This is a genomic window from Phytohabitans aurantiacus (assembly GCF_027923225.1).
GTDB lineage: Bacteria > Actinomycetota > Actinomycetes > Mycobacteriales > Micromonosporaceae > Phytohabitans > Phytohabitans aurantiacus.
In genome coordinates, this window is the sequence record NZ_BSDI01000020.1 from 1 (window position 1) to 21949 (window position 21949).

Here is a 21949-nt window from a genome sequence, read left to right on the forward strand (position 1 = left end):
CCGGTAACATTCCGAACCCGGAAGCTAAGCCTTCCAGCGCCGATGGTACTGCACTCGGGAGGGTGTGGGAGAGTAGGACACCGCCGGACATCTTTCACGTTTGAGGCCACCCCTTCGGGGGTGGCCTCGACGCGTTTCAGCGCTCTTGAATGCCCTCGCGAATGTCACGCAGAAGCGTGGCCGAGTCGTCGATCGAGCGGCCCGGAAACATCGCGATGGCGACGCTGCCGTGGTCGGCCCAGCCGCACACCGGCATGTCACCCTCGGGCGAGGCGCTGGTGCCGCACTTCATCACGCCGCCCAGGTCGCCGGCGTCGACGCCCTTGAGCCCGTTGACCTTTCCGGTGTCGTCCGAGAGCAGATCAAAGAGGCTGTCGAGGTCACGCTCGGGTGAGAGCAGCAGCGTGGTGCCCCCAAAGATGAGCACGCTGCGATCGGCCGCGGCCGGGTCGGCGTACACGGCTCCGATGCTCTCGTCCAGGTCGATCTGGGCGCCTATGGCAGTACGCAGATAATCGGCTGTGGAAGCGGCGCGTTCGCTGCGGTCGAGCCGCAACCCCGCGACCTCGTCAGGGGTCGTGAGCTTGGCGTCCTTCTGCTGGAGGATCCGCCACCCGGCGACGCCGGCCACCGCACCGCCGGCCAACGCGACGGCGAGCAGCGAGCCGAGCACGATCTTCCGCTTGCGTGAAGGCGAACGTGAAGGCGAACGCACAGGCGACGGGGGAGGAGAAGCAGACGGAGGCGTCACGTCTACAGGCTCGGGATGCACACACGCCACCGTACCGAAACGGCGGGTGGCGCACGCCACGTGCCGCGAGCCACTCCGTAGACTCTCAGGGTGACCGAGACACCGCAGACCCGCACCGATGCACCGACGTTGTCCGCCCAGTATCAGCCGGGCGAGGTAGAGGGGCGTCGGTATGAGGGCTGGGTATCGGCGGGTCACTTCCGGGGCGACGCGAGCAGCGACAAGCCCCCGTTCACCATCGTCATCCCCCCGCCGAACGTGACCGGTTCCCTGCACGTCGGCCACGCCCTCGATCACACGATCCAGGACACGCTCGTGCGCCGGCGGCGGATGCAGGGATACGAGGCGCTGTGGCTGCCGGGCATGGACCACGCGGGCATCGCCACGCAAAACGTGGTCGAGCGCCAGCTCGCCGCCGAGGGCCTGTCGCGGCACGACCTGGGCCGGGAGAAGTTCGTCGAGCGGGTCTGGCAGTGGAAGGCCGAGTCCGGCGGCGCGATCCTCGGGCAGATGCGCCGGCTCGGCGACTCCGTCGACTGGGAGCGCGAGCGCTTCACCATGGACGAGGGCCTGTCGCGGGCCGTCCAGACCATCTTCAAGCGGCTGTATGACGGCGGCCTGATCTATCGGGCTGAGCGGATCATCAACTGGTGCCCGCGCTGCCTCACCGCGCTGTCCGACATCGAGGTCGACCACACCGACGACGATGGTGAGCTCGTCTCGATCCGATACAGCGACGAGGTGGTCGTCGCGACCACCCGCGCCGAGACGATGCTCGGTGACACCGCGGTGGCGGTCAACCCCGACGACGAGCGCTACAAGCACCTGATCGGCACCGAGGTCGAGCTGCCGCTGACCGGCCGGCGCATCCCGATCGTCGCCGACGAGCACGTCGACCCGACCTTCGGCACCGGCATGGTCAAGGTGACACCGGCGCACGACCCCAACGACTTCGAGATCGGCCAGCGGCACGGCCTGCCGAGCCTCACGATCATGGACGAGCGTGGCGTGATCACCGCGCACGGCCCGTTCCAAGGGCTTGACCGGTTCGAGGCACGTCCGGCGATCGTGGCCGCGCTGCGGGCGCAGGGCCTGATCGTCGCGGAGAAGCGGCCGTACGTGCACGCGGTCGGCCACTGTTCGCGCTGCAAGACGACGGTGGAGCCGCGCCTGTCGCTGCAGTGGTTCGTCAACACGGGCCCGCTGGCCAAGGCCGCCGGCGACGCGGTGCGCGACGGCCGCACCCGGATCGAGCCGCCAGAGCTGGCCAAGCGGTACTTCAACTGGGTCGACAACATGCACGACTGGTGCATCTCGCGGCAGCTGTGGTGGGGCCACCGCATCCCGGTCTGGTACGGGCCGGACGGCGAGGTGGTCTGCGTCGGCCCCGACGAGCAGCCGCCGAGCGGTGACGGGTGGCGCCAGGACGAAGACGTGCTCGACACGTGGTTCTCCAGCGCGTTGTGGCCGTTCTCCACGCTGGGCTGGCCCGACGCGACGCCCGACCTGGCGAAGTTCTATCCGACGTCGGTACTGGTCACCGGATACGACATCCTGTTCTTCTGGGTCGCCCGGATGATGATGTTCGGCCTGTACGCGATGGACGGCAAGCAGCCCTTCGACGTGGTGGCGTTGCACGGCATCGTGCGCGACCAGCACGGCAAGAAGATGTCGAAGTCGTTCGGCAACGTGGTCGACCCGCTCGACTGGATCGACCGGTTCGGCGCCGACGCGACCCGGTTCACGCTGGCCCGCGGCGCCAACCCCGGCTCCGACGTGGCGGTCAGCGAAGAGTGGGTGCAGGGCTCGCGCAACTTCTGCAACAAGCTGTGGAACGCCACCCGCTTCGCGCTGATGAACGGCGCGCACACCGAGGGCGAGCTGCCGGCGTCGCTGTCCACTGTCGACAGGTGGATCCTCTCCCGCCTCCAGCACGTGGTGGCCGAGGTCGACCAGCAGCTCGAAGGGTTCGAGATCGCCAAGGCGTGCGACACCCTCTACCACTTCGCCTGGGACGACGTCTGCGACTGGTACGTCGAGCTGGTCAAGCCGGTGCTGGCCACCGCTGACGGGGACGCGACGAGAAGGGTCCTGGGCCACGTCCTCGACCAGCTGTTGCGCCTGCTGCACCCGGTCATGCCGTTCGTGACCGAGGAGCTGTGGACCGCGCTCACCAAGGGCAAGACGGTGGTGACGGCCGCGTGGCCGGTCGCCGATCAGGCGCTCGTCGACGACGCCGCCGAGGCCGAGCTGGCGACCGTGCAGCGGGTGGTCACCGAGATCCGTCGGTTCCGCTCCGACCAGGGCCTGCGCCCCGGCCAGCGGGTCACCGCGCGCCTCGGCGGCCTGGCCGGCGCCGGCATCGCCGCACACGAGCCGCTGATCCGTTCGCTGGTCCGGCTCGACGAGCCGGGCGACGGCTTCGCGGCCACCGCGACGCTCGCGGTGACGGGTGCGATCGGCGTCGAGCTCGACACCCGCGGCACGATCGACGTCGCGGCCGAGCGTGCCCGGCTCGAGAAAGACCGTGCCGCCGCCCAGAAGGAGGCCGACCAGTGCCGGGCCAAGCTCGGCAACCCGGCCTTCGTCGACAAGGCGCCCGAGCAGGTCGTCGGTAAGATCAAAGACCGCCTGGCCGCCGCCGAGGCTGACCTGGCGCGCATCGTTGCGGCCTTGGGGGCGTTGCCGGCTTCATGAGTACCGAGTACGAAGCGGTCGAGGCGGAGCTGTCCCGCCGTGGCTACACGCGGATGGTCTTCGACCTCGATCGCATCACGCAGCTGCTCGACCTGCTGGGGAGCCCACAGCGGGCGTACCCGGCCATCCACCTCACCGGCACCAACGGCAAGACGTCGACGGCTCGGATGATCGACTCGCTGTTGCGCGCGCACGGCATCCACACCGGGCGATACACGAGCCCGCACCTCGACACCGTTCGCGAGCGGATCAGCTTCGACGGCGAGCCGATCAGCGAGCGCCGGTTCGTGGCCGCGTACGAGGAAGTGGCCCCGCTGGCCGCGCTGGTCGACGAGCGTGCCGACGAGTCGCTGACGTACTTCGACATGACGACGGCGCTGGCGTTCGCCGCGTTCGCGGACGCCCCCGTCGATGTGGCGATCGTCGAGGTGGGCCTGGGCGGCGCCGAAGACTCCACGAACGTCATCAACGCCGGCGTCTGCGTGATCACCCCAATCGGCCTGGACCACACCGAGTGGCTCGGCGACACGATCGAAGAGATCGCGGTCGCCAAGTCCGGCATCATCCACAAGGGCGCCACGGTGATCACCGCCGCACAGGACGAGGAAGCCGCTCGGCCGATCCTGGAGCGCTGTGCCGAGGTCGAGGCCACCGTCGCGCGCGAGGGCAGCGAGTTCGGGGTACTGCGGCGCGCGGTCGCCGTCGGCGGCCAGGTGCTCAGCATCCAGGGCCTCGGCGGCGTGTACGAGGAGATCTTCCTGCCGCTGCACGGCGCCCACCAGGCGCAGAACGCCGCCCTGGCGCTCGCGGCGGTCGAGGCGTTTCTCGGCGCGGGCGCCAACCGGCAGCTCGACCCCGAGGTGGTCCGCGAGGGCTTCGCGGGTGCCAGCTCGCCGGGTCGGCTGGAGCGAGTGCGAAGCGCGCCGACGATCCTGCTCGACGGCGCGCACAACCCGCACGGCATGACCGCGACGGTGACCGCGCTGCTGGAGGAGTTCGCGTTCCGGCGGCTCGTGGCCGTCGTGGCGATCCTCGACGACAAAGACGCCGCCGGCGTACTGGAGCTGCTGGAGCCGGTGGCCGACGAGCTCGTGGTCACCCGCAACACGTCGCCGCGGGCGCTGCCGGTCGAGCGGCTGGCCGCGATCGGCGAAGAGGTGTTTGGCGAGGATCGGGTGACCGTCGCCGCCAACCTGCCCGACGCCATCGAGGCGGCCGTCGCCCTGGCCGAGTCCGATGTGGAGGGCGAGCTGAGCGGTGTCGGCGTGCTGATCACCGGCTCGATCGTCACCGTGGCAGACGCGCGCAAGCTCCTGAAACGATGAGCTCTGGGCTGCGCAACCCGCAGGCCGCCGCGCGCGGTCTCGGCGCCGGCACCCTGATCATCGAGACGCTCGTGCTGGTACTGGGCATCCAGCCCATGCGCGTGCTCGGCGGCGACCTGAGCGGCGCGGCGATCGGCGTGATCATCGGGGTGGCGGTGGCGTGTGTCGTGCTCGCCGGGCTGCTCAAGCACCGCTGGGCGTGGGGCGCGGTGGCGGGGCTGCAGGGGCTGCTGACGCTGGGCGGCTTCCTGCACTGGTCCCTGGCCGTGCTAGGCGTCGTCTTCGGCGCGGTCTGGCTGTACGTCCTCCACGTGCGAAAGACGATCCTCGCGTGATCAGGGCGTCCCTCAAGTCGTTCTAACGACTTCAGGGACGCCCTGATCACGAAGCGCGGGATGGTTAGTCGGGGGCGGGGCGGTTGCGCCACTGGGTCAGGGCGATGCCGTGGCCGTCGGGGTCGCGGAAGGCCGCGGCCCACAGGTCGAGCTTGGAACCCCGGTTGACCACCCGCGGGGCGTACGTGAACCGGACGCCCTTCTCCTTCAGCTCCTCGTACATCGCCGTGACGTCGCCAACCTCCAGGTTGACGTGCACGGTGCGCGGGCCGGCCGGCTCGAGGTCGGAGATCGACCGCAGCACCAGCCGGGTCTCGCCGGACGCCAGCACGGCATTGCCGTCGCCGTTGTCGACCTCGTAGAAGCCGAGCATGTCGCGGTAAAACGCGATCGACCTGTCGAGGTCGGTGACCAGCACGGTCACCCCCACGCCGTGGATCGAGCCGCCGGGGCTGGGGTGCGCGCTCGGGTACGGGCTGGCCGCGTCGTCTGGCGGGTCGGCGACCGCTGTCGCGGCACCGGCCTCGCCACCGTTCTGCTCGTGCGACGCGGCCTTCGCCCGGCGGGGCAGCGGCACCGAGCGCGGCTCGACGGACGGCTCGACAAGCGTGCCTTCCAGCACGATCGGGCCGCCGGGCTTCTGGTGCACGACGACCGGCTCGTCGCGGATGCCGCCGCCCAGGTCGTCGGTCAGGTCAGCGGTGACCGGCTCGGCACCGTCGAGATCGGGGAACGGCTCGTCGGGCCGGCGCGACCACGGCGGCTCCTCGTCGGGAAACAGGTCGTCGCCGAGCAGGTCGGCGTCGCTGAGGCCGCCGCTCGCGGGCCGGCTGAACCCGCTGGCGGCCGCCTCGGCATGGGTCAGCACGTCGTCCCAGAGGATGCGGACGTGCCGGATGTCGTCGACCGCCACCATGATCGGCAGGGTCGCGCCGTGGTCGGGCCACTTCGCCACCGGTACCCGAGGATCCCGCACCTTGATCGCGGCGCCCGGCAGGCCGGGAGCGTCGATCACGATCTGGAGCTCGCAACGACCGTACGAGGAACTGGCCGGCGGCTCTGACGCGCTGACGACGTGCGCCGTGCCCGCGACCCACGCACGGGCGCCGCCGCGGATCGTCGTGACGAAGACCAGACCGATAGCCAAGACGATGACCGCGACGCCGAGCGCGACGATCGCCCAGCTCTGCATGCCCGCGCCGAAGAGCACGATGAACGCCGCGAAGGTCGCCAGCACGCCCGCGACGAGCTTGCGTACCGGCGCGATGGGTCGGCGACGTGCGTCAGCCACAGTGGACCTCCCAGGGGGTTCCCCGCCAGGCTAGGCCGGTCCGGCCACCCATGGGAAGACTCGATAGGCTAGCGGCGTGACCACCAGCACCCCCGTAGAGCGCACGCTCGTCCTCATCAAGCCCGATGCAGTGCGGCGCGGCCTCGTCGGCGAGATCCTCGGCCGTTTCGAGCGCAAAGGGCTGACGATCGAGGCGATGGTCCTGCGCGGCATGGACGCAGCGCTCGCCGACCAGCACTACGCCGAGCACGTCGACAAGGGCTTCTACCCGCCGCTCAAAGACTTCATGACCGGCGGTCCGCTGGTCGCGGCGGTGCTGGTTGGCGACCAGGCGATCGAGGTCGTGCGCACCCTGACGGGCGCCACCGACGGGCGCAAGGCCGCGCCGGGCACGATCCGCGGCGACCTGTCCCTGTCAAACCGGGAGAATTTGGTACACGCTTCCGACTCCGCCGACAGCGCCAAGCGCGAGATCACCCTCTGGTTCCCCGACCTCCCCTGACCGCCCTCGGCCGCCCCTTGGCCGCCGCCGGCCGCCGCCGGCCGCGCTGGCCGCGCCCCCTGAGCGTCGATCAAGGGCAAACGCACGCGCTTTGATCTCAAATCCGCGTGCACTCGGCCTTGATCGATGAAGATCTCCTTGATCGCGGTCAGGGTCAGGGCCAGGGTCAGGGTCCTTTGGGCTGCCGCGGCGTGCGTCGCGGTCGGTGCCGCTGCTCCCGCGGCCTCACCCTCCGCGGTCCACAATCAAACGACCCGGACCCTGCCGGCCCGCCGGGGTCTTGGCGGCGGTGCCCGCCGCTGGTCCATGCCGCCCTGATCACGACGGGGCTCTGGGGGTGGGGACACGCAGGGTGAGGCCGCGGGAGCGACGGTCTGGATCACGGCGGGCGTCGCGGCAGCTCGAACCCATGAATCGGGTAGGTGCTTCCCGACCTCCGCGGACGGACGGACCGCCCGCGCCGGTGTCCTGGTAACCCGTGACCCTGCTCGCTGCGCCCTTGCCCGCGTCGCTGCGTCTGGTCCGCCGCGCATGCGTGCCCTGCCCTGGCCCGCACGTGTGGCTGCCCCCGGCCTGCAGGCGAGATCGCGTCGTCGATCAAGGAGATCTCCATGGATCAAGGCCGAATACACGCGGATTTGAGATCAAACCGCGTGCATTCGCCCTTGATCGGCGACTAGGGGCGGGGGCCAGCGTGACGGGTGGGTTGTGAGCGGCGGCATGCCGCACCCGGGTTATTGGCGGGCTCTCGAATGAGCGGTCGGGTATTCTTGGCGGTTGTAAAGGCGTTGACCCGGCCATCACCGGTGAGCCTCCGGAAGAACGGGCGCGAGCCTCAGTAGAACCGGACGGGTCCGGCCCGTCACAGCCGGCCAACGAGCGGGTGGTTCCCCACCAGGGAGCCGCCAAGCGGGGTGGTACCGCGGGCCATGTGGCTCGTCCTCGCAGACACGAACGAGTGAGCTGCGAGGAGACCTACGGTGTACCCGAAGACCGATCCCACGGCCGGCGTGCCGGCGAGCCCGGACCTGCCGGCCGTCGAGCGCCGGGTCCTGGAGTACTGGGCGTCCGACAAGACGTTCGAGGCGTCGGTCGACCAGAGGGACGCTGGGCCCAATGGCTCGAACGAGTACGTCTTCTATGACGGGCCGCCGTTCGCCAACGGGCTGCCGCATTATGGTCACCTTTTCACCGGCTACGTCAAGGACGTGGTGCCGCGGTACCAGACCATGCGGGGACGGCGGGTGGAACGCCGCTTCGGGTGGGACTGTCACGGCCTGCCGGCCGAGGTCGAGGCCGAGAAGCAGCTCGGCATCTCGACGAAGGCCGAGATCATCGACCTGGGCATGGCCAGGTTCAACGACGTGTGCCGCTCGTCGGTGCTGACGTACACCCAGGACTGGGAGCGGTACGTCACGCGGCAGGCGCGCTGGGTCGACTTCGCCAACGACTACAAGACGCTCGACCTGGACTACATGGAAAGCGTCATGTGGGCTTTCAAGACCCTGCACGACAAGGGCCTGGTCTATGAAGGCTTCCGGGTGCTCGCGTACTGCTGGCGGTGCGAGACGCCACTGTCGAACACCGAGACCCGCATGGACGATGTCTACCGCGACCGGCAGGACCCGTCCGTCACCGTGTGGTTCACATTGGACACTGGCGAGAAGCTCGCGGTCTGGACCACCACGCCGTGGACGCTGCCGTCGAACCTCGCGCTCGCCGTCGGTCCCGACATCGAGTACGCCGAGCTGGCCGACGCCAGCGGACAGAAGTACCTCGTCGGGGCGGCGCGGGTGTCCGCGTACCAGAAGGAGCTGGGGGATCTCACTCACGTTGGCGTGGTGCGCGGTGCCGACCTGGTCGGGCGCCGTTACACGCCGCTGTTCGACTTCCTGACCGAGCAGGCCGGCCCCAACGCCTACCAGGTGCTGGGCGCCGACTTTGTGACCACAGAGGACGGCACGGGGGTCGTGCATCTGGCGCCGGCCTTCGGTGAAGACGACCAGAACGCCTGCAACGCGGCCGGCATCCCGACCGTGGTGACCGTCGACGAGCACACCCGGTTCACCTCGCTGGTGCCGCCGTACCAGGGTCAGCAGGTCTTCGACGTCAACAAGCCGATCATCAGGGAGCTGCGCGACCGCGGTGTCGTGCTGCGCCAGGACACCTACACCCACTCGTACCCGCACTGCTGGCGGTGTGACACCCCGCTCGTATACAAGGCGGTGTCGTCGTGGTTCGTGGCGGTGACCCGGTTCAAGGACCGGATGGTCGAGCTGAACCAGCAGATCAACTGGACGCCCGCTCACGTCAAGGACGGCTCGTTCGGCAAGTGGCTGGCCAACGCCCGTGACTGGTCGATCAGCCGGAACCGGTTCTGGGGCTCGCCGATCCCAGTGTGGAAGTCGGACGACCCGGAGTACCCGCGCGTCGACGTGTACGGGTCGCTGGAGGAGCTGGAGCGTGACTTCGGCGTCAGGGTGACCGACCTGCACCGGCCCGGCATCGACGAGCTGGTGCGGCCGAACCCCGACGACCCGACGGGCAAGTCGATGATGCGCCGGGTGCCCGAGGTGCTCGACTGCTGGTTCGAGTCGGGCTCGATGCCGTTCGCCCAGGTGCACTACCCGTTCGAAAACCGGGACTGGTTCGAAAACCACTACCCGGGCGACTTCATCGTGGAGTACATCGGACAGACGCGTGGCTGGTTCTACACCATGCACGTGCTGGCGACCGCGCTCTTCGACCGGCCGGCGTTCCGCAACTGCCTGAGCCACGGCATCCTGCAGGGCGAAGACGGGCGCAAGATGTCCAAGAGCCTGCGCAACTACCCGGACGTGTATCAGGTATTCAACTCGCACGGCTCCGACGCGATGCGGTGGATGCTGATGTCGTCTCCGGTGTTGCGCGGCGGCGACATGCCGGTCACCGAGGGCGCGATCCGCGACGCGGTACGCCAGGTGCTGCTTCCACTGTGGAACGTGTGGTACTTCTTCACGCTCTACGCCAACGCGTCCGGCTACGAGGCGAAGCGCCGCACCGACAGCGACCACCTGCTCGACCGGTACGTGCTGGCGAAGACGGGCGAGCTGGTGGCGACCGTGCGCAAGCAGATGGACGAGTACGACATCTCCGGTGCCTGTGGCTCGGTGCGGTCCTATCTGGACGCGCTCACGAACTGGTACGTGCGGCGCTCGCGCGACCGGTTCTGGAGCGGCGACCGGGACGCGTTCGACACCCTCTACACGGTGCTGGAGACGCTCGCCAAGGTGGTCGCACCGCTGGCGCCGCTGACCGCGGAGGAGATCTGGCGCGGGCTCACCGGCGAGCGCTCGGTGCACCTGGTCGACTGGCCGTCCGAAGAGGACTTCCCGGCCGACCACGACCTGGTCGCCGCGATGGACGCCGTCCGCGACGTCTGCTCGGCGGCACTGTCGCTGCGCAAGGCCCGAGGGCTGCGGGTGCGGCTGCCGCTGCTGGCGCTCACGGTGGCGACCCCGTCCGCGGAGGCGCTGCGGCCGTTCGCCGATCTGGTCGCCGACGAGGTCAACGTCAAGTCGGTGGTGTTCACCGGTGAGGTGTCGACGTACTGCGAGCAGGTGCTCACCGTGGTGCCGCGCGCGCTCGGCCCGCGGGTCGGTGGCGCGGTGCAGCAGGTGATCCGGGCGGTCAAGTCGGGCGACTGGTCCCTTGTGGATGGTCAGCCGGTCGCCGCGGGCGTGACGCTTCAGGAGGGCGAGTTCGAGCTGAAGCTGGTGGCCGCCGACGCCGACCACTCGGCGCCGTTGCCGGGTGGCGAGGGCGTGGTGGTGCTCGACACGACCGTGACGCCCGAACTGGCCGCCGAAGGGCTGGCCCGTGACGTCGTCCGCGTCGTGCAGCAGGCCCGCCGCGAGGCGCAGCTCGACGTGTCCGACCGGATCGCGGTCACGCTCGCCGGGGCGCCGGAGGTCACGGCCGCCGTCGAGGCGCACCGCGACTTCGTGATGCGCGAGGTACTGGCCACGTCGCTGGCCTACGCCCCGGTCGACGGTGGCTTCGCCGGCGAGGTCGGCGAGGGCGAGCAGGTCACGGTCGGCGTGGCCCGCGCATGATCAGGGCGTCCCTCAAGTCGCCCTAACGACTTGAGGGACGCCCTGATCACGTAGTTGGGGTCACGGGGGAGTCTCGCCGCGTTCCCGTTCCTGCGCGACCACGTCGGGCAGGTCGGGAATGCGGTCGAGCTGGCGCAGCGCGCGGGTCATCCGGACGTTGCCGTGCAGGCGCTCGCGGGCACGGTCGAGGAAAGCCCAGTACCCGGCCGTGAACGGGCACGCGTCCGGACCCCGCCGCTTGGTGAAGTCGTACCGGCAGCCGGTGCAGTAGTCGCTTATCTTGTCCAGGTGCGCCCCGCCGGCCGCGTACGGCTTGGTGGTCATCGTGCCCGGGTCGGCGTACGGCGTCATGCCGACGACGTTGCCGACCATGGCCCACTCGAACCCGTCGACGAACGAGCGGTGGAACCAGTCGACCATCTCGCTCGGCCGCCAGCCCCGGTGCAGGGCGTAGTTCGCCAGCACCATCAGGCGCTGCGTGTGGTGCACCCAGCCGCGGTCGCGCACCTGCGCCAGCGTGTCGGACAGGCACCGGGCGCGCACCGCGTCGGCGTCGAGCCGGGCGAACCACGGCGGCACGGTACGCGTGCTCCCCGGGCGCCGGCCAGCGGGTGAACCGGCCTCCAGGTACCAGTACAGGTGCCAGATGTAGTCGCGCCAGCCGAGGATGCCGCGCACGAAGCCCTCGACGCTGGACAGCGGCGCATCGCCCGCCCGGTACGCCGCCTCGGCCGGGCGCACCGCTTCCAAAGGGTGCAGCAGCCCGAGGTTGAACGATGTGGACAGTCCACTGTGCGATACCCACGGGTCGGTGGCACGGATCGCCTCGTCGCGGGCACCGTAGAACGGCAGCCGGTGGGCGATGAAGTGGTCGCGCCGGTCGACCGCCTCGCGCCGGGTCGCGGGAAACAGCCGTGGCCCGTCCCGCCCGACGAACTCGATGCCCTCGGCCTGCCAGCGGTTGAGATCGTCGCGCACCTCGGCGTCGATGTCGTCTTCGACGGGCGCCGGTGGCGGTGGCAGGTCGGGCACGTTGCCGGTGGGCGTCACGTGCCAGCGGCCACCGGTCGGCTCGTCGCCCTCCATCAGCACCCGGTGCCGCCGCCGGGCGTACCGGTAGAAGTTCTCCAGGCGCATCGTGCCCCGCTGGCTGTCGGCCCAGGTCGCGAAGTCTTCGGAACTGGTGACGAAGCCGCGCGGCGGCAGCATCGCCACGCCGGGCTGGGCGCGCACGAAGTCGCGGGCGCGGCGGGATGTGGGGTGGCAGACGTCGAGCGGTTCGTCGAGCCGGCGCAGGGCGTGCCGGTACGTCTCGGCGGTCAGGTGCACGGCCTTGTCACCGAGCTCGGCGGCGCGGTGCCGCAGCGCCGAGAGCACCAGGTGCGCCTTTTGCCGGTGGAACGCCCGGCGCCGGAACACCGCCTTCGACTCGATCAGCAGAACCTGTTGGTGTGGGACGTCCAAGTAGTGAGGGCCGAGTTGATCAGCGAACAACCAGCGCCGCCGCATGTCCAGATTGTGCCCGGAAATGCTCGTCAGGGCCATCACGTACCACTCCCGGCTGACTACTGCCGGCTGACGATCGCTTCCCGTAGCTCTTCGAGCAGGCTCGCGCTGTCGCGGGGCGAGCGCCGGGTGAAGACGGCGGTGGCGAGGCTGCCGTGGTCGGCCCAACCGCAGACCGCGACGGTCGCGTTGCCCTCCTTGCCGACTCCGCAGCTCAGGAACTCGCCGCGGGTACCGGTGTCGATCGTCTCGACATCCTGAAGGCGGTACTCGTCGGTGAGGCGGGTCATCTCCGCCCGCAGGTCGCCCTCGGGGGAGAAGCGGAAGCCGGTGGTGCCGAAGACGGTCACCTTCTTGCCGGCCCGGTCGGCGTACACGCCGGCGAAGGTGTCCTCCGCCAGCCAGTGCGCCGCCCGCAGGTCCGCCTTCAGGCGTTCCGTGGTGCGCTGGGTGGCGTTGTCTTCGCGCAGCCGCAGGTCGGCGACCTGGGCCGGCAGGGAGGCAGAGGCCGGGTACTGCTCCCACATGGGCTTACCGAAGTACGCGGGGCAGCCGCAGCAGCAGGCGATCGTGAACAGCAGGAACCACGGCCACTTGCGGCGGCGACGGCGGAACGCGGGTGGCCCCGGCGGGTAGCCCGGTGGGTAGCCGGGGGGAGCCTGCGGCGGTGGTGGTGGCGCGTTACGAACCTTGGGCGGCTTGGGCCGTTTCGGTGGCTTACGCACCGGTACCAAGGCCTGCGGGGGCGGCAGCGCGGCGCGCGGCTGCACCGGCGGCCTGGTCGCGGGAGTGCGGTTCGCGGGTGGGCCGGGCAGCGCGGCGGGCGGCAGGGCCGGAGGGAGCGCCGCGCGCGGCGGCACGCCGTCGAGCAGCGTCGGCGGGTACTGGCCGTCCAGGAGCGCGGGCGGGTATGGCTGGTCGAGCGGGTCGGCATGCGCCCACGGGTCGACCGGCGTCGGTATCTCGTCGTCGGGCGCCTCACCCTGCCCGTCGGAGCCGCTCCCGCGCCAGCGGAACTTCTTCTTCGCGGCAGGCGGCGGGACGGCCGCCGCGCCGGTCCACTTCACCGGCGGCGTGGGGCGGGTAGGCGTGACCTCTTCGTCCGATTCAGCGGCTTTATCCGCTTCGACCGGTGAGGACGGTGCGGTGGGCCGCGTGTCGTCCGGGTCCGATCCCGGCATGTCCATGCACTCCCTTCGGGCCCTTCCGAAGATAGCCACGCCACGCCACCGCTGTTACGGCGCGTATTCTGGTCGGTTGGACCCGTCCGGTGGAGGTTTTGTGAGCGTCCAGTCCGTCTTCCCGCAGCTAGAGCTGCTGCTGCCCCAGGTGAGCAAGCCCATCCAGTACGTGGGTGGCGAGCTGGGCGCGGTCGTCAAAGACTGGGACGCGACGACCGTCCGGTGGGCACTCATGTATCCCGACGCCTACGAGGTGGGGCTGCCCAACCAGGGCGTCCAGATCCTGTACGAGGTGCTCAACGAGCTGCCCGACGTGCTCGCCGAGCGCACGTACGCGGTCTGGCCCGACCTGGAGCGGCTGATGCGCGAGCACGGCGTGCCCCAGTTCACCGTCGACGCGCACCGCCCGGTGGGCGCGTTCGACGTCTTCGGCCTGTCGTTCGCGACCGAGCTGGGCTACACCAACCTGCTGACCGCGCTCAGCCTCGCGGGGATCCCGCTGGAGGCGCGCGACCGCGACGATTCGCACCCGGTCGTGGTGGCCGGCGGGCACGCGGCGTTCAACCCCGAGCCGATCGCCGACTTCGTCGACGCGGCGGTGCTCGGCGACGGCGAGGAAGCCGTCCTGGAGATCACCACGATCGTGCGGCAGTGGAAGGCCGAGGGCAGCCCCGGTGGGCGCGACGAGCTGCTGCTGCGGCTCGCCCGCACCGAGAGCGTGTACGTGCCGCGCTTCTACGACGTCGACTACCTGCCCGACGGCCGGATCCAGCGCGTGGTGCCAAACAGGGCAGACGTGCCGTTCCGGGTACACAAGCGCACGACCATGGACCTCGACGCCTGGCCGTACCCGAAGAAGCCCCTGGTCCCGCTGGCCGAGACCGTCCACGAGCGGTACGCGGTGGAGATCTTCCGAGGCTGCACCCGCGGCTGCCGGTTCTGCCAGGCCGGCATGATCACCCGGCCGGTACGCGAGCGGTCGATCACGACCGTGGGGCAGATGGTGAAGGAGGGGCTGGAGTTCTCCGGCTTCTCCGAGGTGGGCCTGCTCTCGCTGTCGTCGGCCGACCACTCCGAGATCGGCGACATCTGTTCTGGCCTGGCTGAGCAGTACGAGGGCACGAACGTCTCGCTGTCGCTGCCGTCCACGCGGGTCGACGCCTTCAACATCACGCTGGCCCAGGAGCTGTCGCGCAACGGCCGGCGCACCGGTCTCACGTTCGCGCCCGAGGGCGGGTCCGAGCGCATCCGCAAAGTGATCAACAAGATGGTGTCGGAGGAAGACCTCATCCGCACCGTGGTCACCGCCTACAGCAACGGCTGGCGGCAGGTGAAGCTGTACTTCATGTGCGGCCTCCCCACCGAGACCGACGAAGACGTGCTCCAGATCGCCCGGCTCGCCCACGAGGTCATCCGGGCAGGTCGGGCCGCCACCGGCTCCAAAGACATCCGGTGCACGGTGTCGATCGGCGGGTTCGTGCCCAAGCCGCACACCCCGTTCCAGTGGGCGTCGATGTCGCCGCCCGAGGTGATCGACTCCCGGCTGCGCAAGCTCAAGGCCGAGATCAACTCGGACCGGTCGCTCGGTCGGGCCATCGGCTTCCGGTACCACGATGGCGAGCCGTCGCTGATCGAGGGCCTGCTGTCCCGAGGCGACCGCCGGGTCGGCGCGGTCATCCGGCGGGTCTGGGAAGAGGGCGCCCGCTTCGACGGCTGGAGCGAGCACTTCTCGTACCAGCGCTGGGTCGACGCGGCCGCGGCGGTACTGCCCGACTTCGGCGTCGATCTGGCCTGGTACACCACCCGCGAGCGGGACGAGCTGGAAGTACTGCCGTGGGACCACCTGGACTCCGGGCTCGACAAGGACTGGCTCTGGCAGGACTGGCAGGACTCGATGTCCGAGTTCGAGCAGGACGACTGCCGGTGGACGCCGTGCTTCGACTGCGGCGTGTGCCCGTCGATGGACACCGAGATCCAGATCGGCCCCACCGGTAGGAAGCTGCTGCCCTTGACCCCGGTGAACACCGGCCTCAAGGTGCCCGCGCCCCACTAACCGCGCCGTGATCAGGGCGTCCCTCAAGGCGCCCTAGCGACTTGAGGGACGCCCTGATCACGAAGACAGGAGCATGACGATCAGTAGGAAACCGCAGCCGGAGGGCGGCCAGGCGCCGGTCGTCCAGCGCATCCGGATCAGGTACGCCAAGCGTGGCCCGCTCCGGTTCACGTCGCACCGAGACTTCGCCCGGGCGTTCGAGCGCGCCCTGAACAGGGCCGGTGTCCCCATCGCGTACTCGCAGGGCTTCACCCCCCACCCGAAGATCTCGTACGCCAGCGCGGCACCGACCGGTGTGGCCAGCGAGGCCGAGTACCTGGAGATCGGCCTCCGGGCGACCGTCGACCCGGCCGACGTGCGCGCGGCTCTCGACGCGGCTCTCTCGCCGGGGCTCGACGTGATCGACGCCGTCGAGGCGCATGGCGGCAGCCTCGCCGAGCGCATCGACGCCTCGATATGGCGGATCGAGCTGCCGGGTGTGGAATCCGACACGTTGCGGCACGCCGTCGACGCGTTCGAGGCCGCCGAGGAGGTGCTCGTCGAGCGCCTTACCAAGCAGGGCCGCCGCACCTTCGACGCGCGCGGCGCGGTGGCACGGATCAGCGCCGGCACCGAGATTGCGGCACCTAACGAGGTCACGGGCGTACCGTGTGCGATACTCGACCTAGTCGTACGGCAGGTCACCCCGGCTGTGCGACCCGATGACGTCCTTTCCGGCCTCCGCGTGGTGGCCGACCTGGAGCCGCCGGTCCCGCCAAGGGCGACCCGGCTGGCGCAGGGCACGCTGACCGCGCAGGGGGAGATCGTCGATCCGTTGGAGGCGGATCGCGACGGAATACCCATCGGTGAACGCTAGCTGGGTTCTGGTTGGCGGTCAGTTAGGCAGACTTCGGTGGCCCGTCCCTCGCGGGCGCGCCGCCGGAAACACTTAGGCGACCCTGCGTGGCAGCGCTCACCCGCGCCCGGGGCGGCCAGAACTGGAGAACGCCCATGCTCGACAACGAGCCAGAGGGCGGTGACCGGACCGGCTCCGAGCCGGCCGGCGATACCGCCGCAGATAGCACCACACCGGTCAAGCGCACCCGTACGAGGCGCAAAGCGGTTGAGCCGGTCGAAACGGTCGCTGAGGACACGCCCGCCCCAACCCGGCGCCGCCGCACGGCTGCGAGCACGCCACCGGTCGAGGGGGACGCGCCCGTAAAGGCGACCCGCACCCGGCGCAAGAAGGCGGTCGCCCCCGAGGTCACCGAAGAGCCACCGCCGGTGATCGAGGCGGCCGCGGACACCCTGGATGTCCCGGTGGTGGAAGAGGAGTCGGCCAGCGCGCGCCGCAAGGCGGCCCTGTTCACCCCGACGGTGCTTTTCATGGCGCCCGAGCCCGAGGAAGCACCCACCCCCAAGCCGGTGACGCCGGTGGCGGTGAGCGAGCCAGCCGCGGAGGAGCCCGCCGAGCAGGATCAGGCATCTCGCAGGCGGCGGCGCGGACGGCGTACAGCTGAAGCCGTGGAAGCGGCGCCGGAGCCTCCCGAGGAGAGCACCGCGGCGGAGGTCGAGGAGGCCGTCGACGAGGCGGACGAGGACGACGGCGATGACGACGACGATGCCGCTGGCCGACGCAGGCGCCGCCGCGGGCGCCGCGGGCGCGGTCGCGGCAAGGGCCCGGCTGACGAGGACGCCGACGAGGAGGAGGCCGCGGAGGCCGAGTCCGACGAGGCCGAGGGCGACGACGGCGAGACGCTGACCCGGCGGCGCCGCCGGCGCCGGCGTAAGGGCAGCGACGAGGGCGAGGCCGGCGACGACGACGGCGTGCCGACGGTCGTCAAGATCAGGGAGCCGCGGCGCGGCTCCGACGAGGTGCAGGGCGTGTCCGGCTCGACGCGGCTGGAGGCCAAGCGCCAGCGCCGCCGCGACGGCCGCGAGCAGCGCCGGACCAGGCCGCCGATCCTGACCGAGTCCGAGTTCCTGGCGCGGCGCGAGGCCGTCGACAGGGTGATGGTCGTACGCCAGCGCGGCGACCGCACCCAGATCGCCGTGCTCGAAGACGGCGTGCTGGTCGAGCACTACGTGACCAGGGCGTCGGCGGGCACCATGGCCGGCAACGTCTACCTCGGCAAGGTGCAGAACGTGCTGCCCAGCATGGAGGCGGCGTTCGTCGACGTGGGGCGGGGCCGCAACGCGGTGCTCTACGCCGGCGAGGTCAACTGGGACACCAGCGGGCTCGAAGGGCGGGCGCGCTCGATCGAGCACGCGCTCAAGTCCGGCGACTCGGTGCTGGTGCAGGTCACCAAGGACCCGATCGGCCACAAGGGCGCCCGGCTGACCAGCCACATCGCGCTCTCCGGCCGGCACCTCGTCTACGTGCCGCACGGCAACGCCTCGGGCATCAGCCGCAAGCTGCCCGACAACGAGCGCAAGCGGCTGCGTGACGTGCTGAAGAAGCTGGTACCGGACGGCGCGGGCGTGATCGTGCGCACCGCCGCCGAGGGTGCCAGCGAAGACGAGCTGGCCCGCGACGTCAAGCGGCTGCAGGCGCAGTGGGAGGACATCCAGGCCCGGGCCGCCGAGGGTGGCGCGCCGGCGCTCCTCTACGAGGAGCCCGACCTGGTCATCCGGGTCGTCCGCGACCTGTTCAACGAAGACTTCCGCGAGCTGGTCGTGCAGGGCGACGCCGCCTACGACATGGTCGAGTCGTACCTGGCGCACGTCTCGCCGGACCTGGTGGCGCGGCTGCGGCGGCACGCTGGCGCGGTCGACGTGTTCGCCGAGAAGCGGATCGACGAGCAGATCCTCAAGGGGCTCGACCGCAAGGTCTTCCTGCCCTCGGGCGGTCACCTCGTCATCGACCGCACCGAGGCGATGACCGTGGTCGACGTCAACACCGGTAAGTACACCGGTGCGGGCGGCAACCTCGAAGAGACCGTCACCCGCAACAACCTCGAAGCGGCCGAGGAGATCGTGCGCCAGCTCCGGCTGCGCGACCTCGGCGGCATCGTGGTGATCGACTTCATCGACATGGTGCTCGAGTCGAACCGCGAGCTGGTGCTGCGGCGGCTCACCGAGTGCCTCGGGCGCGACCGCACCAAGCACCAGGTCACCGAGATCACCTCGCTCGGCCTCGTCCAGATGACGCGAAAGCGGATCGGTGCGGGGCTGCTGGAGGCGTTCAGCGAGACCTGCGAGCACTGCAAGGGGCGCGGCCTGACCATCCACACCGAGCCGGTGGCAGGGCGGTCCTCGGGCGCGGCGTCTTCGGGCGGCGGCTCCGGTGGCGGTTCCGGCTCGGCCTCCGGCGCGGGCGACAAGGTCAAGGCGGTCGCCGCGGCGGCCAAGACCGAGTCGGCTACGGCGCAGAGCACGTCGTCGCGGCGTCGGGGGCGCAAGGCCACGTCCGCGCCCGCCGTGTCCGGCGAGATCATGCCCTCGGTGCCGGCCACGGTCGCCGCTGACGATGACGACGACACGATGGGGTACGACCTGTCGCGTTACGAGAACGCGTACGAGTCCGCCGACCTCCCGGAGGAGGGTGGCGCCAACGGGCTGGCGAACGGTGTCGCCGCTGACGCCTCGGAGTCCCTGCGCCTCGCCGGCGCCGACGACCCCGACGCTCTCGACGATGACGACGACGAGCCCGCGGGTGCGGGTGGTCGCCGCCGGTCCCGGCGCCGCCGCCCGCGATGAGATGGGTGCTGCTCGTGGGGCCGGTCGCGCTGGCGGCTGGCTGCACGAGCCAGCCCTCGGTTCTCCGTCGGCTTCGCCCTCGGGTGTGGTCGTGGCCCCCGCTGGTGGAAACAGTGACGCGGTGTGTGCCGCGGCACACACCGCCAGCGGGCAGGCTGTGCGCCCCATGACTCAATTTGGGTTTCGCCAGCACTATGGCGTAGTCTTGCCTGCGGCGCATTTTCGTGTGCCCGCTTTTAGTGTGCCCACCAAATGACTAGGAGTACGCGTCCGATGTACGCGATCGTCAAGACCGGCGGCAAGCAGTACAAGGTCGCCGAGGGCGACGTGATCGAGGTCGAGAAGCTCGTCGGCGAGCCCGGCGACGCGGTGACGCTCGCGGCGGTGCTCCTCGTCGACGGTGAAGACCTCGTCACCGATGCGGCCAAGCTGGCCGAGGTTTCGGTGTCCGGCGAGATCGCCGCGCACACCAAGGGCCCCAAGATCCGGATCCACAAGTTCAAGAACAAGACCGGCTACCACAAGCGCCAGGGTCACCGCCAGCCGCTGACCCAGGTCAAGGTGACCGGCATCTCCACCGGGAAGTAGGCGACCAGAGAATGGCTCACAAGAAGGGTGCTTCCAGCTCGCGCAACGGCCGCGACTCCGGGGCAAAGCGCCTCGGCGTCAAGCGGTTCGGCGGGCAGGTCGTCAGCGCCGGCGAGATCCTGATCCGGCAGCGTGGCACCAAGTTCCACCCGGGCGACCTCGTCGGGCGTGGCAGCGACGACACGCTGTTCGCGCTGTCCGACGGCTCGGTGCAGTTCGGCACCAAGCGCGGCCGCAAGGTCGTCAACATCGTGCCGGCGCAGGCCTAGCAACCAGACCTACGAAGCGGGCCGTGGACCTGGTGTCCCGGCCCGTTTCGCTGTCTTAGTACGAGAGGATGGGGACGTGGCGACGTTCGTCGACCGTGTCGTGCTGCACCTCCAGGCGGGTGACGGCGGGCACGGTTGTGTCTCCATCCACCGCGAGAAGTTCAAGCCGTTCGGTGGGCCAGACGGCGGCAACGGCGGCCATGGCGGCAGCGTCACGCTGGTCGTCGACCCGCAGGTCCACACCCTGCTCGACTTCCACTTCCGCCCGCACATCAAGGCCGACAGCGGCAAGGGTGGGCAGGGCTCCAACCGCGACGGCGCCAACGGTGGCGACCTGGTCCTGAAGGTGCCGGACGGCACCGTGGTACACACCGAGACCGGTGAGGTGCTCGCGGACCTGGTCGGCGCCGGCACGACGATCGAGATCGCCCGCGGTGGTCGCGGTGGTCGCGGCAACGCCTCGCTGGCGAACACCAAGCGTAAGGCGCCCGGCTTCGCGGAGCTGGGCGAGCCGGGTGAGCGCCGCGACGTCATCCTGGAGCTCAAGAGCGTCGCCGATGTCGGCCTGGTCGGGTTCCCGTCGGCCGGGAAGTCGTCCTTGATCGCTGTACTGTCGGCCGCCAAGCCGAAGATCGCCGACTACCCGTTCACCACGCTCGTGCCCAACCTGGGCGTCGTGCGCGTCGACGACCACACGTTCACGATCGCCGACGTGCCGGGTCTCATCCCCGGCGCGGCGAAGGGCAAGGGGCTCGGGCTGGAGTTCCTGCGCCACATCGAGCGGTGCGCGGTACTCGTGCACGTCGTCGACACCGCCACGATGGAGCCCGGCCGCGACCCGCTGGCCGACATCGACGCGATCGAGGCTGAACTGGCCGAGTACGGCGGGCTGGCCGACCGCCCCCGCCTGGTGGTCCTCAACAAGATGGACGTACCGGACGGCCGCGACCTCGCCGACATCGTCCGCCCCGACATCGAAGCGCGCGGGTTGGCAGTGTTCGAGGTCAGCACCGCCACGCGTGAGGGCCTGCGCGAGCTGACCTACGCCTTGGCGGCGCGCGTGGAAGAGGCACGCGTCCTGGCGCCGCCGCCTGAGGCCACCCGCATCGTGATCCGGCCTCCCGCGGTCGACGACGCCGGCTTCACGGTCGCCGAGGAAGACGGCGTGTACGTGGTGCGCGGGCCGCGGCCGGAGCGCTGGGTGCGCCAGACCAACTTCGACAACGACGAGGCGGTCGGCTTCCTCGCCGATCGGCTGGAGCGGCTTGGTGTCGAGGAGGCGCTCGCGAAGGCTGGCGCCGAGCCGGGAGACCTGGTGCGGATCGGCGAGCGCGAGTTCGACTGGCACCCGACGGCTGGGGAGTACGTCTCCGGGCCGCGCGGCACCGACATCCGCCTGGAGGAGAAGTCCGGACGGGCCACAGCCGCCGAGCGCCTGGCCGCCCGCAAGGCCCGCCGGCCCCGCCTGCTGGGCCTACAGCCCGACGACGACCTGGACGACCTCGTCCCAGACGACGACGAGGACCCCGACTAGCCGGCCGCGCCGGCCGCTGCGGTGACCCGCGCGCCGTCGCGCCGTCCGCGCGCCGGTCCGTGCGTCGCTGCACCGGCCCTGCGACACCGCGTTGCCCCCTGCAGCGGTCCGCGCCGCTGCGCCGGTCCCTGCACTGACCCGTGCG

The 21949-nt window shown here is 70.5% G+C and carries 15 protein-coding genes and 1 rRNA gene; 12 read left to right on the plus strand and 4 right to left on the minus strand.

Going from position 1 to position 21949, the window contains the following annotated elements; genetic code table 11:
• Nucleotides 1-89 (plus strand): 5S ribosomal RNA (gene rrf, locus QMG73_RS21425); the annotation flags it as partial.
• A 47-nt stretch (nucleotides 90-136) separates the two neighbouring features.
• Here the strand turns inward: rrf and QMG73_RS21430 are convergent.
• Entirely contained in the window at nucleotides 137-772 is a 636-nt protein-coding gene (locus QMG73_RS21430; protein ID WP_407676837.1) for a hypothetical protein, read from the minus strand.
• A 69-nt stretch (nucleotides 773-841) separates the two neighbouring features.
• On the opposite strand from QMG73_RS21430, the gene QMG73_RS21435 reads away from it, so the two are divergent.
• The 3 genes from QMG73_RS21435 to QMG73_RS21445 are packed head-to-tail and all read left to right on the plus strand — an operon-like array spanning nucleotide 842 to nucleotide 5108.
• A complete protein-coding gene (locus QMG73_RS21435) occupies nucleotides 842-3448 on the plus strand; it encodes a valine--tRNA ligase (RefSeq protein ID WP_281898326.1) in 2607 nt (868 codons plus the stop codon).
• Nucleotides 3445-4773: a bifunctional folylpolyglutamate synthase/dihydrofolate synthase gene (locus QMG73_RS21440; protein ID WP_281898328.1), complete on the plus strand. Its 1329-nt coding sequence runs from the start codon at nucleotides 3445-3447 to the stop codon at nucleotides 4771-4773. The genes QMG73_RS21435 and QMG73_RS21440 overlap by 4 nt, the downstream gene beginning before the upstream one ends.
• A complete protein-coding gene (locus QMG73_RS21445; protein ID WP_281898330.1) occupies nucleotides 4770-5108 on the plus strand; it encodes a DUF4233 domain-containing protein in 339 nt (112 codons plus the stop codon). Before QMG73_RS21440 ends, QMG73_RS21445 begins: the two co-directional genes overlap by 4 nt.
• Nucleotides 5109-5172: 64 nt before the next feature.
• Here the strand turns inward: QMG73_RS21445 and QMG73_RS21450 are convergent, their stop codons facing one another.
• A complete protein-coding gene (locus QMG73_RS21450) occupies nucleotides 5173-6399 on the minus strand; it encodes a VOC family protein (protein WP_281898332.1) in 1227 nt (408 codons plus the stop codon).
• Nucleotides 6400-6475: 76 nt separating this feature from the next.
• Here QMG73_RS21450 and ndk point away from each other — a divergent pair, with 76 nt between their 5' ends.
• Nucleotides 6476-6901, plus strand: coding sequence for a nucleoside-diphosphate kinase (gene ndk / locus QMG73_RS21455; protein ID WP_281898334.1), 426 nt, complete (start codon nucleotides 6476-6478; stop codon nucleotides 6899-6901).
• 980 nt (nucleotides 6902-7881) lie between these two features.
• Nucleotides 7882-10995, plus strand: coding sequence for an isoleucine--tRNA ligase (gene ileS, locus QMG73_RS21460; protein ID WP_281898337.1), 3114 nt, complete (start codon nucleotides 7882-7884; stop codon nucleotides 10993-10995).
• A gap of 60 nt (nucleotides 10996-11055) precedes the next feature.
• On the opposite strand, the gene QMG73_RS21465 is transcribed toward ileS, so the two are convergent.
• Both QMG73_RS21465 and QMG73_RS21470 read right to left on the minus strand, forming a co-directional pair.
• Nucleotides 11056-12504, minus strand: coding sequence for a cryptochrome/photolyase family protein (locus QMG73_RS21465; RefSeq protein ID WP_281898339.1), 1449 nt, complete (start codon nucleotides 12502-12504; stop codon nucleotides 11056-11058).
• A 56-nt stretch (nucleotides 12505-12560) separates the two neighbouring features.
• Nucleotides 12561-13682 (minus strand): hypothetical protein, encoded by a 1122-nt coding sequence (locus tag QMG73_RS21470; protein ID WP_281898341.1) that lies wholly within the window; start codon nucleotides 13680-13682, stop codon nucleotides 12561-12563.
• A gap of 100 nt (nucleotides 13683-13782) precedes the next feature.
• Between QMG73_RS21470 and QMG73_RS21475 the strand changes: the two genes are divergently transcribed.
• From QMG73_RS21475 to obgE, 6 genes are all read left to right on the plus strand, one after another.
• Nucleotides 13783-15735 carry a TIGR03960 family B12-binding radical SAM protein gene (locus QMG73_RS21475; RefSeq protein WP_281898343.1) on the plus strand — a complete coding sequence of 651 codons (1953 nt, stop codon included), beginning with the start codon at nucleotides 13783-13785 and terminating at the stop codon, nucleotides 15733-15735.
• A gap of 73 nt (nucleotides 15736-15808) precedes the next feature.
• Nucleotides 15809-16591 carry a TIGR03936 family radical SAM-associated protein gene (locus tag QMG73_RS21480; protein ID WP_281898345.1) on the plus strand — a complete coding sequence of 261 codons (783 nt, stop codon included), beginning with the start codon at nucleotides 15809-15811 and terminating at the stop codon, nucleotides 16589-16591.
• A gap of 134 nt (nucleotides 16592-16725) precedes the next feature.
• The gene (locus tag QMG73_RS21485) at nucleotides 16726-19413 is read left to right on the plus strand and encodes an Rne/Rng family ribonuclease (RefSeq protein WP_281898511.1); all 2688 of its coding nucleotides are present in this window, start codon (nucleotides 16726-16728) and stop codon (nucleotides 19411-19413) included.
• Nucleotides 19414-19686: 273 nt separating this feature from the next.
• Nucleotides 19687-20001: a 50S ribosomal protein L21 gene (gene rplU / locus QMG73_RS21490; protein WP_281898513.1), complete on the plus strand. Its 315-nt coding sequence runs from the start codon at nucleotides 19687-19689 to the stop codon at nucleotides 19999-20001.
• A gap of 11 nt (nucleotides 20002-20012) precedes the next feature.
• Nucleotides 20013-20270, plus strand: a complete 258-nt coding sequence (gene rpmA / locus QMG73_RS21495) for a 50S ribosomal protein L27 (protein WP_281898346.1) — start codon at nucleotides 20013-20015, stop codon at nucleotides 20268-20270.
• A 76-nt stretch (nucleotides 20271-20346) separates the two neighbouring features.
• On the plus strand, nucleotides 20347-21804 hold the full coding sequence (gene obgE, locus QMG73_RS21500; RefSeq protein WP_281898347.1) for a GTPase ObgE: 1458 nt from the start codon (nucleotides 20347-20349) through the stop codon (nucleotides 21802-21804).
• Nucleotides 21805-21949 lie beyond the last annotated feature (145 nt).

Bases quoted from the DNA above. Each gene is read 5' to 3' on its own strand.
- QMG73_RS21440 (WP_281898328.1), top strand. From the start codon at position 3,445: ATGAGTACCGAGTACGAAGCGGTCGAGGCGGAGCTGTCCCGCCGTGGC.
- QMG73_RS21470 (WP_281898341.1), bottom strand. From the start codon at position 13,682: ATGCCGGGATCGGACCCGGACGACACGCGGCCCACCGCACCGTCCTCA.
- QMG73_RS21465 (WP_281898339.1), bottom strand. From the start codon at position 12,504: ATGCGGCGGCGCTGGTTGTTCGCTGATCAACTCGGCCCTCACTACTTG.
- rplU (WP_281898513.1), top strand. From the start codon at position 19,687: ATGTACGCGATCGTCAAGACCGGCGGCAAGCAGTACAAGGTCGCCGAG.
- QMG73_RS21480 (WP_281898345.1), top strand. From the start codon at position 15,809: ATGACGATCAGTAGGAAACCGCAGCCGGAGGGCGGCCAGGCGCCGGTC.
- rpmA (WP_281898346.1), top strand. From the start codon at position 20,013: ATGGCTCACAAGAAGGGTGCTTCCAGCTCGCGCAACGGCCGCGACTCC.
- QMG73_RS21445 (WP_281898330.1), top strand. From the start codon at position 4,770: ATGAGCTCTGGGCTGCGCAACCCGCAGGCCGCCGCGCGCGGTCTCGGC.
- QMG73_RS21485 (WP_281898511.1), top strand. From the start codon at position 16,726: ATGCTCGACAACGAGCCAGAGGGCGGTGACCGGACCGGCTCCGAGCCG.